The sequence below is a fragment of the Alloprevotella sp. oral taxon 473 str. F0040 genome (genome assembly GCF_000318095.2).
Classification (GTDB): domain Bacteria; phylum Bacteroidota; class Bacteroidia; order Bacteroidales; family Bacteroidaceae; genus Alloprevotella.
The window spans coordinates 1-14396 of sequence record NZ_KB290705.1 but is presented as its reverse complement, the minus strand read 5'-3'; the positions used below and the strand labels follow the sequence as shown (position 1 = coordinate 14396).

At 44.3% G+C, this 14396-nt stretch carries 9 protein-coding genes; 8 read left to right on the top strand and 1 reads right to left on the bottom strand.

All coding sequences use genetic code 11. The features are described from left to right. Positions 1-235: 235 nt before the first annotated feature. The gene (tig, locus tag HMPREF9999_RS00525; protein WP_009436290.1) at positions 236-1594 is read right to left on the bottom strand and encodes a trigger factor; all 1359 of its coding nucleotides are present in this window, start codon (positions 1592-1594) and stop codon (positions 236-238) included. A 209-nt stretch (positions 1595-1803) separates the two neighbouring features. On the opposite strand from tig, the gene fmt reads away from it, so the two are divergent. From fmt to HMPREF9999_RS00485, 8 genes are all read left to right on the top strand, one after another. Further along, on the top strand, positions 1804-2775 hold the full coding sequence (fmt, locus tag HMPREF9999_RS00520; protein ID WP_009436289.1) for a methionyl-tRNA formyltransferase: 972 nt from the start codon (positions 1804-1806) through the stop codon (positions 2773-2775). Between the two features lie 120 nt (positions 2776-2895). Continuing rightward, entirely contained in the window at positions 2896-4065 is a 1170-nt protein-coding gene (locus HMPREF9999_RS00515; RefSeq protein WP_009436287.1) for an agmatine deiminase family protein, read from the top strand. 89 nt (positions 4066-4154) lie between these two features. Further along, positions 4155-5030 (top strand): carbon-nitrogen hydrolase, encoded by an 876-nt coding sequence (locus HMPREF9999_RS00510; protein WP_009436286.1) that lies wholly within the window; start codon positions 4155-4157, stop codon positions 5028-5030. Positions 5031-5063: 33 nt separating this feature from the next. Next, positions 5064-6698: a bifunctional metallophosphatase/5'-nucleotidase gene (locus tag HMPREF9999_RS00505; protein ID WP_009436285.1), complete on the top strand. Its 1635-nt coding sequence runs from the start codon at positions 5064-5066 to the stop codon at positions 6696-6698. A 4-nt stretch (positions 6699-6702) separates the two neighbouring features. Beyond that, on the top strand, positions 6703-8130 hold the full coding sequence (locus tag HMPREF9999_RS00500; protein WP_009436284.1) for a DUF4421 domain-containing protein: 1428 nt from the start codon (positions 6703-6705) through the stop codon (positions 8128-8130). A 726-nt stretch (positions 8131-8856) separates the two neighbouring features. Then, on the top strand, positions 8857-12048 hold the full coding sequence (locus HMPREF9999_RS00495) for a hypothetical protein (protein ID WP_157049568.1): 3192 nt from the start codon (positions 8857-8859) through the stop codon (positions 12046-12048). A gap of 86 nt (positions 12049-12134) precedes the next feature. Continuing rightward, on the top strand, positions 12135-12701 hold the full coding sequence (locus tag HMPREF9999_RS00490) for a hypothetical protein (protein WP_009436282.1): 567 nt from the start codon (positions 12135-12137) through the stop codon (positions 12699-12701). A 258-nt stretch (positions 12702-12959) separates the two neighbouring features. Continuing rightward, positions 12960-14312 carry a threonine/serine exporter ThrE family protein gene (locus tag HMPREF9999_RS00485; protein WP_009436280.1) on the top strand — a complete coding sequence of 451 codons (1353 nt, stop codon included), beginning with the start codon at positions 12960-12962 and terminating at the stop codon, positions 14310-14312. The last annotated feature ends 84 nt before the right edge of the window (positions 14313-14396 follow it).

The following is a 14396-nucleotide window of genomic DNA, read 5'->3' as shown; positions in this document are numbered from 1 at the left end:
GGGGAGGTATCTATCGAATAAAATGACCAAACTACTCAAAAGGTTGCCAAACAGGAAATGTGTAACAGAACCATTCTTCTCTCTATATTAGGGAGACAAATGAAAACAACGGAGAGTGACACTGCGCCAGCGCGCATCGTCATTCCCCGTTGTCGAGATGGAATCATAAGACACTGCTACCAACCTAAGTAGACACCGTAGAACCTTTTAGGTTTCGGGGAAGCAGCGGAACTGATTACTCAGCAGTTTCGTCTTGGAAAAGCTTCTGGAAGTCTTCCACGCTCACAGCCTTATGCTCGAGAGTTACCACTTCCTTGAGAGCCTTGGCCAACTTCTCGTTAATGCTACGCTCTACGAATCCGTTCACTTGGTTGCGATCCTTGAGGAGTTCAGCAGCATAGTTCTCGAGATATTCCTCGGGCACATTGTTCATGCCGTATTGAGCAAACTGGAAGCGAGCTGTCTTAACTGCAGCAGCGCGCACATCAGCATCGTCAATCTTGATTTCTGCCTTAGCAACGAGCTTTTCCTTGATGAGGTGCCACTTGAGTTCTTCAAGGCTCTGTGCGAAGTTGTTTTCAACAAACTCTTCGCCCTTTTCAGCATTCTGTTCCTTCATGAAACGCTTGAGGAGCTCTTCGGGGAATTCGAGCTTGCCCACCTTCTCATCAGCGTACTTGCGCACGTCGAGGAGGAACTTGTAGTCAGCGTCTTCGTTGTATTGGTTTTGGATGAGCTCCTTAATCTTAGCGCGCATCTCTTCTTCAGACTTCACAGTACCAGGTTCAAACACGCGATCGAAGAGCTCTTGATCGAGAGTAGCAGGTACGAAGCGGCTGATTTCTTCTACTTGGAATGTGAAGTTGCTGTTGTATTGTGCAGCCTCTTCCTTGCTCACCTTGAGGAGAGCAGCGAGTTCGTTTTGGCTGTGAGCAACAGAGGGGTTGAAAGTGATGACATCACCCACCTTAGCACCTTCAAAAATTTTCTTTTGGTCGTCGTTTACGAAGTAGGCAGGCATCAAGCTAGCCTTGTCGAGGGCGAGACCACCTTCGAGCACGTTGCCCTTCTCGTCTTGTTGTGCGAGTGCACCACGGAGAATGTCGCGATCAGCATATTCTTCTACACTTTCAGGGTGACCAGCTTGTTGAGCGAAGTTCTTCACTTGCGCATCGATTTGCTCGTCGCTTACTTCGATGTCGTAGTAAGGGAGTTTGTCAGCGTTAGAAAGCTCATAAGAGAATTCAGGAGCGAGAGCGATGTCGAAGAGGAACTCAAATTCGTTTTGGTTCTCAATGTCTTGTGGCTGTTGCTTTTCAGACATCATAGGCTCGCCAAGGATGTTCACCTTGTTCTCATTGATGTAGTTCATCAAACCTTCGCCCAACACACGGTTGATAGTGTCAGCTTTCACCTGAGCACCGAAGCGTTTGTTGATCAAACCAGCAGGAACCTTGCCAGGACGGAAACCAGGCATTTCAGCTTTCGCTGAGATATTCTTGAGTTCTTTCTTTACTGCATCCTGGTAGTCGCCCTGTTCCAACTTAACCGTTACGAGGGCACTTACACCATTTTGTTCGAGAGTAATGTTCATGGTGGGAGTAACTTTATTTTTTTAGTTGATGATTCTGAATTGTTGCGGTGTTGCCGCACGCTGAAATGTAGGGTGAAATCAACAACAAATCCCTAGTCTAGTCAGGGATTTTGATGAGATTTAGCGATGAAGCTATACATTTAGCGGAGCAAAGTTAGTGCTTTTTTCCCGAAAAAGCCGTAACTTCGCAGAAAAATATAGTGTTTCTTATGCAGAAATCCGATTTTAGAATCGTCTTTATGGGCACTCCCGACTTTGCTGTGGCTTCTTTGCGCGCTCTTGTCGAAGGCGGGTATAATGTGGTGGCTGTGGTGACAATGCCCGATAAGCCTATGGGGCGTCATCAAACGGAACTTTCCCAAAGTGCTGTCAAGCAATATGCCGTGAGTCAGGGTCTTCCTGTGCTCCAACCCGAGAAGTTGAAAGACGAAACGTTCTTGCAACAGCTCAGCAATTTTCGTGCCGACGTGCAAGTGGTAGTGGCTTTCCGCATGCTTCCTGAGGTGGTGTGGAATATGCCGCCGCATGGCACCTTCAATCTCCATGCTTCTCTCCTGCCACAGTATCGAGGTGCGGCCCCCATCAACTGGGCGATTATCAACGGAGAGACGAAAACAGGGGTGACCACCTTCTTGTTGGATCATGAAATCGACACTGGGTTAGTGTTACATCGCGAAGAAGTGGAGATTCTCGACACCGATAATGCTGAAGATGTTCACGACAAATTGATGAATTTGGGTGCACCCCTCGTTTGCCGCACGGTAGACGACATCATGCAAGGCAACGTCCGTCCTATTCCTCAGATTGAACTTGCTCCCGATGCGGAAATACATCACGCACCTAAGATTTTCAAAGACACCTGCCGTTTACCTTTCGATAAAGGAGTGAAAGCTGCTTATGATTTTGTGCGTGGCATGTCGCCTTATCCCGCTGCGTGGACTGAGTTTGTAGATGGGGCAGGAAAGCGTACTGTAGTTAAGCTGTTCGCTACCGAGAAAGAATGTTGCACTCCTGCAGAACCTTTAGGTTGTGTGGTAAGCGATGGTAAGACCTACTTGAAGATTGCACTCTCGGATGGCTATCTGTGTCTCACTATGCTCCAGCTTGCAGGAAAAAAGCGCATGGCTATTACGGATTTTCTCCGTGGTTATCGTCCCGATAGTGAGCTCCGAGTGGAGTAGTGTAACGATGTCCCTCTTTTGTCGTACACCTTTCTCTGTACTAGTCTGATATATGTGCAGTGTGGTATTTATAAGCCTCACTAGATATTAGGAAGAATTTCTATAAACATCAAAGTTTCAATGCCTCTCGAAGCCCTTCCCCCCCGTCCTGGTCACGGAATGACCGCAGAGTTTAATTTAGAGAATCTCCACCAATCCATTGATGTGGAGCAACAAGAGCCACGTCCATTGCGCACACTTCCAGCGGAGTGGGCACCACAGAGCGCGATTCTCATCGCGTGGCCACACGCTGCCACGGACTGGGCAGACATCCTCGATGAAGTGACTGAATGCTATGTGAGGCTTGCTTATGAGATTGCTGTGCGACAGCCACTCGTTATCCTCACAGTCGAAGGATTGGAACTTGAAGCTTATCTCTCGAAGCAACTTCCGCAAGCTGTGATGCAGAATATCCACTTTGTCATTGTACCTACTACCAATGATACGTGGGTGCGTGATTATGGTTTTCTTACCGTGCAAAGTACGGGAGGGGCTGAATTGATGGATTTCCGTTTCAATGGATGGGGCGGAAAGTTCCACGCAGACCATGATAATGCTGCGAATAAGCTGTTGTTTGCCACGAATCTCATGCGCGGACACTATGTAGATGCGCTAGATTTTGAACTCGAAGGCGGTGGCATAGAGAGTGATGGTCGTGACACGTTGCTCACAACGGCAGAATGTTTGCTCAACTCCAATCGACGCCGTCAAGGCGATGCAGTGCCAACGCCAAATAAGGCGCAAGTGGAAGACTTGCTCAAAGAACGCTTAGGCGTGGAGCGTGTGCTTTGGTTGCACCATGGCTATTTGGCGGGTGATGACACCGATTCGCACATCGACACCCTTGCTCGTTTGTGTCCCAATGACACCATTGTTTATGTGCAATGCACGGATACTGAAGATGAGCATTACGAAGCACTCGCAGCTATGGAGCGTGAACTTCAAGCCTTTCGAACTCTTGAGGATAAGCCTTATCGCTTGGTGCCAGTGCCGCTACCCGATGCGTGCTATGATGAAGGGGAGCGTTTGCCTGCTACTTATGCTAATTTCTTGATTATGAACAAGGCGGTACTTGTCCCTATTTATGCTCAGTCCGAGAAAGACGCCTTGGCTCTCAAAACCATCCAAACAGCTTTCCCTGAACATGAAATTGTTGGTGTAGATTGTCGGGCTTTGATTCGCCAACATGGTTCGCTGCACTGTGCTACCATGCAATTTCCACGCGAAGTGTTTCGTGCACTGATTAAATAAATATTTTCCTATGGAGCAGGCCTGCTATCATTTCATAGAATAAGGCTTGGTCTTTTCCAGTTGATACTCCCAAATACCATTCATTTCTCATGAAAGTTGCCCTCATTCAAATGTCTTGCACTCCCAATGTAGAGTTTAATCTTCAGAAACTTGCCAAAGGGATAGCACAAGCTGCCCAGCGTGGAGCAGAACTCGTGGTGTTGCAAGAACTCCACAATACGCCTTATTTCTGCCAGACGGAGAACACTGATATCTTCGACTTGGCAGAGCCTATCCCAGGTCCTTCTACTGACTTCTTCGGCACACTTGCTCGTCAGTTTGGAGTCGTGATTGTCACAAGTCTGTTTGAGCGTCGCGCTGCGGGGCTTTATCATAACACAGCGGTGGTGATAGAGAAAGATGGGTCAATCGCAGGAAAATATCGTAAGATGCACATTCCTGATGATCCTGCTTATTACGAGAAGTTTTATTTCACTCCTGGTGATTTAGGTTTTGAACCCATCGACACGAGCGTGGGGCGCTTAGGTGTGCAAGTATGCTGGGATCAGTGGTATCCCGAAGGCGCACGTCTCATGGCACTCCGTGGAGCCGACCTTCTCATTTACCCCACAGCTATTGGTTACGAAAGCAGTGATGCACCCGAAGAACAAGCGCGCCAGCGTGAGGCTTGGATCACGGTGCAGCGTGGCCATGCAGTGGCTAATGGCTTGCCTGTCATAGCGGTGAATCGGACTGGTCATGAACCCGATCCTAGCGGACAAACACGAGGCATCCAGTTTTGGGGTAGTTCATTTGTTGCAGGGCCACAAGGTGAATTCCTGTTCCGTGCTGACACAGACGAAGAAGTAGTGGCAATAGTCGATATCAACCTCGAACGCAGTGAGAACGTGCGTCGATGGTGGCCCTTCCTTCGCGATCGTCGCATCGAAGAGTTTGCTCCTCTTACCAAACGCTATTTGGATTAAATTAGCTACAGCTTAAACCATACATCATCTACAATGAAACACTCACTCCTTTCTGCTGCGCTCATGGCTAGTGCCTTTGTCGTAGCTACAGATGCTGCAAAAGCAGCGCATCAAACCTCTACTGCTCAAAACAAACATGCGGTCACTGTTGCTGTGTTCTCGCTCAATGACTTTCATGCCGGGCTACTTCCTGATCGAAGCCAAGGCACGCCTGGGGCAGCTTATGTGGTGCAAACTTTAGATTCTCTCAAAAAGGTTTATCCTTACCACGTCACTGTGGCTGCAGGCGACAATTTTGGAGGGAGCTTTTTCTACAATGCCACGCGTTCGCATAGCCTCATGCCACAGATGTTTAAGGATATGGGGGTAGACATTAGTGTATTAGGTAACCATGAGTTTGATGAAGGACAAGAAGCGCTCTCTCGTAAGTGGAGTGATGTAGATTGCAAACCTAAATCATGGGAAATCACGTATCTCGGAGCTAATGTGCGCAATGCTGAAGGAAAGTTGCCAGAATATGTGCAACCGTGGGCAGTAGTGCCTGTAAAAGTGTCTCCAACTAAGACGCTCCATGTCTCATTTATTGGTTTGCTCACCAGCAACACCCCATGGCAGGCTGCGGCTAAACGCTTGAAAGGACTGACTTTCGATGGCAACTATCCTGCCGTTCTCGATAGTATCTCTCATCTTCCTGGCTACGAAGCTGTGCACAATGCCAATGTGCGTTTGCTTCTCTGTCACATAGGTGCCGAAATGCGTGGGGATAAAGTGCTATGGTCTGATCGTGATGAGGAAAACTTGAAGAAGATAGACTCACCAGACGTTCAGGCTGTCCTTTCTGGGCACTCTCATACCCGTGTCATTGGCATGTCAGATAGTAAGAAGTCTGTGCCCATTGTCCAAGGTCGTTGGCATGGTCGCTATGTGTCCATGCTCAAATGTGAAGTAGACACCATCTCTGGCCAACTTCTCAATATAACGCCTGAACTAGTTCGAGTGAATCCCGATGCGAAGTTAGATTATAAAGCCGCACGCTTGCAAGCACAGGTGGAAGAGCAATACCATAATATGCTTTTCCGAGGTGTCCCCCTCAGTCAAAAGTTGACTTATGCCAGTCAGGCTATCGAGCATGATCGCACGCAAAGCAAACGTCAAACGAAGTTGGGGTCTCTCGTGTGCCAAAGTTATGCAGAAGCCTATCGTAAGGCTGCAAAGCTCGATGATAATGCCCTCATCGTAGGTGTCAGTCACTTCGGTAGCATACGTGCAGGTTTTCCCCAAGGTGAGGTTACGATTCTTTCCGTTGGAGAAGCTCTTCCCTTTGCTAATCCTTTGCGTGTATATCGTTACACGGGTAAACAATTACTGGACCTTGTGGAGCATGGGTTTAATGTCTGCCAATTGGGACACCTCCAAACTTCAGGAGTCAATCCAACGCTCGATGCTAAAGGTCATGTGAAATCTCTAACCCTCACTCTTCCTAGTGGAAAGATAGTGCCTATTCGCTCCAATACTCAGTTGGTGGTTGTTGCCGATGAATACATGACTACAGGAGGTGATGGCTATCTTCCTAGCCAATTCCCTGCAACAGCGGAAATCAAGGTGAATGTGCCTGCTTCCACTGATGCTTTCATAGCTTATCTTCGCACGCTTCCCAACATAAATTAGTCGCATGCAGCCATTATTCCGCTCATCGCTCCTTATTATATGTCTATTTTTCGCCTGTCTCGTGGCTTTTGCTCGCGAGACAGGCGACACTTTGCAACGTATGCCTTATGTTATCCTACCTACCAAATTAGACACTTTGAGGCTACCTGCTATTCCTACTACATTGCGCTCTCTTGATTTTTTAGTGAATCAGCCCAACAATGAGGGTAGAATACCTCTCTCTCAGACTTGGATGGGACTAGATTCTCTCAGTAGAAAGTATTTGCCTCCCATTGCCACCGATATCCTTCACCTCGACTTTCGCGCGCTTTCCCATCAATCCTATGGTTTACTGCCTATCCTCTTCCCTAACAAGAGAAAAACAGAGGATCGTTGGCGCAATATCCCCCCGGATTGTCGTATTGATTGGCGTCGCCATCGCAAGAATTTTATAATCGACCTGGGGAATGACATTGCCACCTTTTTTAATACCTTTGATACCACTTATATAGAGCGCACTCGCTACGATTTTCAAGTTAAACTCTACAATACGCACTTTCTCCAGCTTATTCGACTTTCTGGTGCAGATGCTAATGGGAAAGTACAAAGTCTTACTTTTGCTCCTGCTCATGAAGTCAAAATAGGCCCTTTCTTAGCATGGAAAGCATTGAGCTTTGGTTATTCATTTGGAGTTGTCCCTGATCGCTACGGTAGCAGGGCTTCGGAGTTTAATATCGCTTCTTACAATTCCAAACTTGGTTTTGATCTCAATTATATATATAGCCGTGGCAATTTCAATCTGATTGATATTTCTGGTTTTGACTCTCTGCAGATTTACAATATCTCTCAGCAGAGATTTCCAGCCATGCGTACCAATACGCTTGCGTTAAACCTATACTACGTTTTTAATTACCGCCACTTCTCCTATCCAGCTGCTTTCGCCATGAGCACTGTGCAGTTGCGCAGTGCTGGTTCGTGGCTCATGGGGGTGCGATTTGATCGACAATTCATGACTTTCGATGCAGAACGCACCGAGTCTTTCTTGCGTATTATTGCTCCTAATGCAAAAATCAATGATGCATTACGCGTGAGTAGCATTGCCTATCGTCAATGGGGGGTGTCTTTTGGTTACGCTTACAACTGGGTGCCTGCACGAGGCTGGTTGCTTTCAGCCAGTCTTGCTCCTTCCGTTGGATATAAATATCAGCAAGGAGAAAGCCTTACGGCTAGTGTGTTGTGGAAGAATATCGAGAACTTCCACATGGACTTCATCTTCCGTGGTGCTTTAGTTCACACCAATGGCCGCCGCTATTTGGGCATTTCTACTGTCAATTATCTTTATGATTACCGGCATCCTGGATTTTCGCTAAATAATACGATTCATTATATCCAGCTCTTCTTCGGTTGGTATTTTGGCCGTAAGCCAATGTTCAAGGGAGAAAAGCGGCCATAAGCAAGGCAAAAGTTATTCTTGAAACTCTTTTGTTTTCTAGAAATACAAAGACTAATGCAAATAGGGAAGACAGAAAAAAAGCCCACTCTTTTCATAATTGGGTTCAGAAAATGTAGAATAGAGAGTCGTAGTCCATAAATTTTTAGCAGGAATCTCCCAAGTTTAGGAGGCTACTTCAAAGTCTTGTCTCGTTTTTTTTAGAATTTTAGCAGCTTTTCTCCTTAGTTCGTCTGTGAGATTTCCACTTTCTTTAATTTGAATATTTCGTAAGTATTTGCAGAATAGTTAAGATTAAAATTGTTTAAGTAGAGGGACTTATAAATGTAAGCTATAAATACTGATTAGAGTAGCAATAATTTATTCTTAGTTGTTTCCTGGTATTTCTTTCGTAGCTTATTTTTCTGACTCTTCTGTTTGAATAGTTATTGTAGCTTATAGTCTAAGCCTTTATTTGGCCCAGTGCGATTAAATATGAAGGAAAAAACTGTTTTCGTGTCTAAAGTCTAATGGCTAAGGTCTAATCTGCCTATTTTTTTTGCAAAAAAGTTTGGTGGGTCGACTTTTCTTATTAAATTTGCACCGAGCTTTCAACTGTAGTATGCGTATCTCAAAAGGTTTCGTAACTATATTTTGTGGTTCATCTCTCAGTCACTCAATCAAACACCAGTGCTAGTCTCTGGTTTCATTGATAAAGATATCAACTATTATAAACTAATTCATTACGTAATGAAAAAGAATTTGATTAATGCCGCATTGCTCGGTCTGCTGGTTGTTGCAGCCCCTGCGTGCACATTCGTTTCTTGCAAAGACTACGATGATGATTTCAACAAGGTGAACAACCGCCTTGATGGTTTGGAAGCTGCAAAGAACCAAATCAATACTGAAATCACTTCTTTGAAGTCTGAATTGCAAAAGGCGAACGAGAAAGCTACTGCTCTTGAAGCTAAGCTTGCTGAAAAGGCTGATAAAACTGCCCTTGATGCTGCAGTAGCTAATCTTAATGCTAAGATTGCTGAAGTAGCAAAACTTGAAACTCGTATTGAAGCTCTTGAGAAAGCTAAGGCTGAATTGACTGCTTTGGTGAATGCTAAGGTTGATCAAGCTGCTTATGATAAGAAGGTTGCTGAGATTGAAGCTCGTTTGACCGCTGCTGAATCTGGCGTGAAGCTTGCAACTGAAAAGGCTAACTCTTTGGAGAAAACTTTGGCTGCTTTAAACGAAAAAGTTGAAAATCAGCAAAAGACTCTTGATAAGTACAATCAAAAGATTGCTGCTCTTGAGTCTAAGGATGTTGAGGTTCAAAAGCAACTCGATGCTCTTAAGAAAACAGTTGCAGATGAAGTCGCAGCTTTGAAGAAGGATGTTAAGGCTCTTCAAGATGCTGGTTATCAGACAGAAGCACAAGTAGACGCAAAGATTGCACCTGTATCTAAAAAAGTTGATGAGCTTCAAACAGCTCTTAACCAACTTAAGATAGCAAAGGTTACTTCTCTGAACTTTATCCCTGGTTATTACGTTCAGGGTGTGGAGAGTATTTTCAGTGCTCAATATAACTTCAAACCTATTGGTAAGCTCGGTAAGGCAAATGAGCAAGGTGTTGTAACTTTTGCTGAAGAAGGCACAGATGCAGGTGCAGGAGTTAAATCTCTTAACTTCGCAACTGCTAACTATCACGTTAATCCTAGCAATGCTAAGGTTGATACTGATGTTAAGAACTTTAAGTTCGTAGATCTTCGTTCTCAAACTCGTGCAGGTGAAGAGAAGGTAACTGTAGAAAACGTTGAGTTTGACGAAAAGACAGGCGTTCTTTCTGTAGACTTCCATGATAACCTTCCTGCAGAAGTTGCTGGTGAAATTAACGTTGTTGCGTTGAACTATGCTCAAAAGGAAGGCGAGACTGTTCGTATGGTAGTTTCTGACTACGCACGCGTTGCCAAGGATCATTTTGAGGGTCTTCGCATTGGTAAGGCTATTTCTACTGTTGATCTTGCTACCACTCGTTTCAAGACCAATGATGGTGGTATTGTTGCTTTGAAGAACTTGGCTGGTGCTGCGAGAGATGCTCAAGAGTTTACTGTCTTGAACGATGGTACTGAAACTCTGTTGTCTGAACTTGTTCGCACTTACGATGCTTCAACTCCCGGTGCTGAGCAAGAACTTGATGATAATGCAGCTGCTGAAAGTCTCTTGAAGGATGCAGGCTTCCACTATGAGTATGCTCTAGTTAAGGAGAATGCTGCTGACAAGTCTACAGATGTCTTCACTATCAATGCTGAGACTGGTGCTGTAAAGGTGGCTTTTGATGCAGATAAACCCTACCAACATCTTAGCAAGACTGCTGCTGTTCGTGTAACTTTGGTTAGCGATAAGGGAGATGTTGCAGCTGTAGGTTATTATTATGTTCGTGTTGCTACTCCTGCTAAGTCATTTGCAACTGTAACTGCAGATAACGAAGTGAAGTTGGCTTGCGATGACAATAGCGCACAACCTGACGTAGTATTCGATCTTGAGCCTGTTACCAAGTACTTGGCTAAGAACTTTGGTATGACAGAAGCTAACGTTTGGAATCACGTTCTTACTAACAACTTCACTATTAAGACACCTGCTGGTGCTCACGATCAATTTACGATTAAGGACAATGTTGCAACAGCTGCACCTTATGCTAATCGTGTGGGTAAGTTGATGCGTTCTGTTAACGGTACTAAGAACATTGTAACTTGGAGTGAACTGAAGGAAAAGAATGTAGCTAACCTCCGTAAGGAAGGTCAAGTTCTTTCTACTGTGCTTCAAGTTATCAAGAAGGATGATCCTAAGGTTGTTCTCTACTTTACTGTAGAGTGGAAGCCTAAGAGTGTTCAAACGATGCCTGAAGTTGCTTTCTCTGCTAAACCAATCTCTAATCTTTGGTTCGATAACCAAAACAAGGCTGATGAGCAAGAACAACGCATGCACGTTTCCATCGATGGGCACAATACCTTTACCCATGATTTGCTTCAGGCCTTCGTTGGAGGTGTAGTTACAGCTCCTACTCTCGATGCTACTAAGTATCCTACAGACATTAAGAACCTTAATTCTGGATGGAAGTTTGTTGCACCTCGCGTTAAGCAAGCTGAAGGTACTGATGGTAAGACTTACATGCTTTCTGTCTCTAATGATGGTATGAAGTTCCAGGCTCAGGAAATGAAGGATGGTAAGGTGCTTGCAGGTGCTCCTGTAGCTGATATTGCATCTATCACCGCTGCTGGCGTTATCACTTATGAGAATAATCCTGTATCTAAGAAGCTCCTCAACCACGCTGGTTACAATGAGCTTAAGGATGGCCAAACTCTCACTGCTCGTGTAGGTTATGTTACTACAACTTGCGGTGGTAAGAAGATGCTTAAGGTTACTGATGCTACTAAGAAGTACGCTGAGTTTGACGTGAAGTTCCTCCGTCCTCTCAATGTTAACTACACTGGCAACGTTGTATTCGGTGATGCTAACCAAGCATATCAAGAAGCAGAAATCAAGTTTGACAACGCTACTTCTGACTGGCGTAATGTTAGCAACATGGGTCAACTTACTGCTGCTTATGGTGCTCTTTCTGTAGGTTTCGCACCTGAAGCTGAATGGACAACAGACCTTAATAATGGTGACATCAACACTCAAAAGCTTATTGCTACATTCAACAATAACTTTGGTGTAAGCGTTGCTGCTACTCCTGCAGGTACTCCTTCAACTGTTGCAGATTTCGCAGGCTACAAGGAGTATGCGTTTGGAACTTATCCTAAGCTCCAATACACAACAAACACTGCTAACCTCAAGCAGTTCACCATCCGTATTCCTGTTTACGTGAAGTACTACTGGGGTGAAATCAAGTCTCACATCGACGTTAAGGTTGGTAAGACTTTGAACCAAGGTAACGCTCGTCGTAAGTAATTATTTCTTTCTTACTGACAAGTAAATACATCCACTGCGAAGAGCAGGCAGACTCCTGCCTGCTCTTCCTTTTTTCTTTTATAACTATGATGATTAAACGCTTTCTTCCTTTCCTATTGATTGCAATTTCTACAGCTTTCGTAGCCTGCACAGGATGTAAGTCTGACAAGGACTCAGCTAATCAAATGACGGAGTTTGAACAGTCACTTACCTCTAAGGATACGGCTGATGTAGAAAAGGTGGTAGCTCAGTTTTACGGCAATATCAAGGATAAGAAATACTATGATGCTGCTGCAATGCTCTACACGCGCAAGGTGAAGAATGCTGAGATTCGACAACTCTCCAACGAGGAGATGGACAAGTTTGTAAATGTTCAGCGTCAACTTCCTTTCGAAGGCTATACCTTAGACTATGTGAAGTTTCTTACTGAAACTGAAAACGAAGTAAGTTGTACTGTCATCTTGCGTAAAGGCGAACAAGGTATGCCAGATGCAACAACTAAAATGTTTTTTACTCCAGTGTTTTATAGTGGAAAATGGTGTCTTATCCTCACAGATTCTGAACGCTTGGAGGCACCAATCTCTACTTTTGAGCAAAGAGACTCACTTAATCGGCGCTATGACGCTTATAAAAAAATAAAGAAGAGAAAATAAACGTTAGTTTGAGTCTCTTTGTAGAAAGCACTGCGCAGAATATTTGTGTGGTGCTTTCGTGTATTTTAGTGATAGTATATGAGCTTTGTTTGTTGACCAGCAAATGAAATACTTTTTACTGTGACTGTTTTGTTGAGTGCTATTTTTCTTTATGTAAGAAGGTATAGTATTATGCCTTATTTGTATCTTTGCAGTATATCTGAGTTAGGAAGTGCTTATGATATAGGTTGGTTTAATCTTTTCATTGACTTTATCTAAATGAACAACGACATAGTTACTAAAAACACTAAGAGTTTACATCGCAAACTAAACATACTTCTTCGTACAGGTATGGTTTTGATGGAGAGTGCTGCAGATACTAACCGTATAGTCCGTAATATGCAGCGTGTTGCAGCTTTTCTTGGGTTAGAAGAGCGCTATCTCCATATTGATGTCTTATATGGTACTATTAAGGTAAATTATAGTGATGAAACGCATTCCTTTAGTCGCTTTATGCACTCAGATAAGTACACGATTAACATGAATGTACTCTCTGCAGTGAGCAGACTTTCTTGGAGAGCGATTAGAGAAGATTATAGTATAAAGCAGTTTGAGCGAGAACTCAACAAGATTCGTAAAATGAAACCTCAGTATCCTGCTTGGGCAGTGACCTTGGGCACTTCACTTGGTTGTGGAGGATTCTCGGTTCTCTTTGGTGGGGATTGGGCTTCCTTTGTACCTGCCACGATTGCGGGAGCAGTAGCTTATGTGGTGAGATTCTTTATGCTGAAACGTGGCTTCAACTTCTACATGGTTACTGCCATGACTTCTTTTGTGGCCACGTTGACGGCTTGGTTGTTATTCCTCGCCTTACCAACGAATTTTACTGACTATCCTTATCATTCATTTTTGTGTTGCTGTCTTTATCTTGTGCCAGGGGTTGCATTGATCAACTTCTTGGATGATATGCTCGATAATTATCTGCATGTTGGGTTAGCCCGTTTTGCTAATGGGGTGCTTCAGATTGCATCCATGGCTTTTGGAATTATCCTTGCAGTAAGCGTTTGTAGTGTGGATAACTTCCTTAAGGATTTGTCGATGGCTCCCAATATATCCTATGGAGAGGCTGCTATCGTAACTGCAATTTCTGCAATGGGTTTTGGTATGAACTTCAATGTGCCTCGTCACTCTCTTCCTGCTGTCGCTATTTTGGGGATTTTAGGGATGTTGCTTCGAAATGTACTAGCTTTTGACTTAAACGTGGGCTTAATATTAGGATCTCTCGCTGGAGCATCACTTATTTCTTTGGTGGCTGTTCGTCTGGTACATCATACTAGAACTCCTAACCACGTCATCTCTATACCGGGCGTAATACCGATGGTTCCTGGTATTCTGATGTATCGCGGTATTTTTGGTTTTGTTCATCTAGGAAACGATGTGCAAGAGTTCATGGGAGCTTTTAGTAATCTCTTGAATGCAGCGTTGATAGTGTTGTGCCTTTCAATTGGAGTTGCTATCCCTAATATATTTGCGCGACGATGGATTGCATTCTCAAGAAAGCAAGAATTGCATCGATTGATTGAAGATCGCAGACGACGCGGAAAGTTTGTTGATTTCTCGCTTTTTGATTAAGATGATCCAAATCATTTGAAAGTGCCTATAAGTGCCCATTTTGCAAACTCATTACATTGCAAAATTGGGTGTTTAAAAATTTTC

Bases quoted from the DNA above. Each gene is read 5' to 3' on its own strand.
- tig (WP_009436290.1), bottom strand. From the start codon at position 1,594: ATGAACATTACTCTCGAACAAAATGGTGTAAGTGCCCTCGTAACGGTT.
- HMPREF9999_RS00510 (WP_009436286.1), top strand. From the start codon at position 4,155: ATGAAAGTTGCCCTCATTCAAATGTCTTGCACTCCCAATGTAGAGTTT.
- HMPREF9999_RS00495 (WP_157049568.1), top strand. From the start codon at position 8,857: ATGAAAAAGAATTTGATTAATGCCGCATTGCTCGGTCTGCTGGTTGTT.
- HMPREF9999_RS00515 (WP_009436287.1), top strand. From the start codon at position 2,896: ATGCCTCTCGAAGCCCTTCCCCCCCGTCCTGGTCACGGAATGACCGCA.
- HMPREF9999_RS00485 (WP_009436280.1), top strand. From the start codon at position 12,960: ATGAACAACGACATAGTTACTAAAAACACTAAGAGTTTACATCGCAAA.
- HMPREF9999_RS00490 (WP_009436282.1), top strand. From the start codon at position 12,135: ATGATGATTAAACGCTTTCTTCCTTTCCTATTGATTGCAATTTCTACA.
- HMPREF9999_RS00500 (WP_009436284.1), top strand. From the start codon at position 6,703: ATGCAGCCATTATTCCGCTCATCGCTCCTTATTATATGTCTATTTTTC.
- HMPREF9999_RS00505 (WP_009436285.1), top strand. From the start codon at position 5,064: ATGAAACACTCACTCCTTTCTGCTGCGCTCATGGCTAGTGCCTTTGTC.
- fmt (WP_009436289.1), top strand. From the start codon at position 1,804: ATGCAGAAATCCGATTTTAGAATCGTCTTTATGGGCACTCCCGACTTT.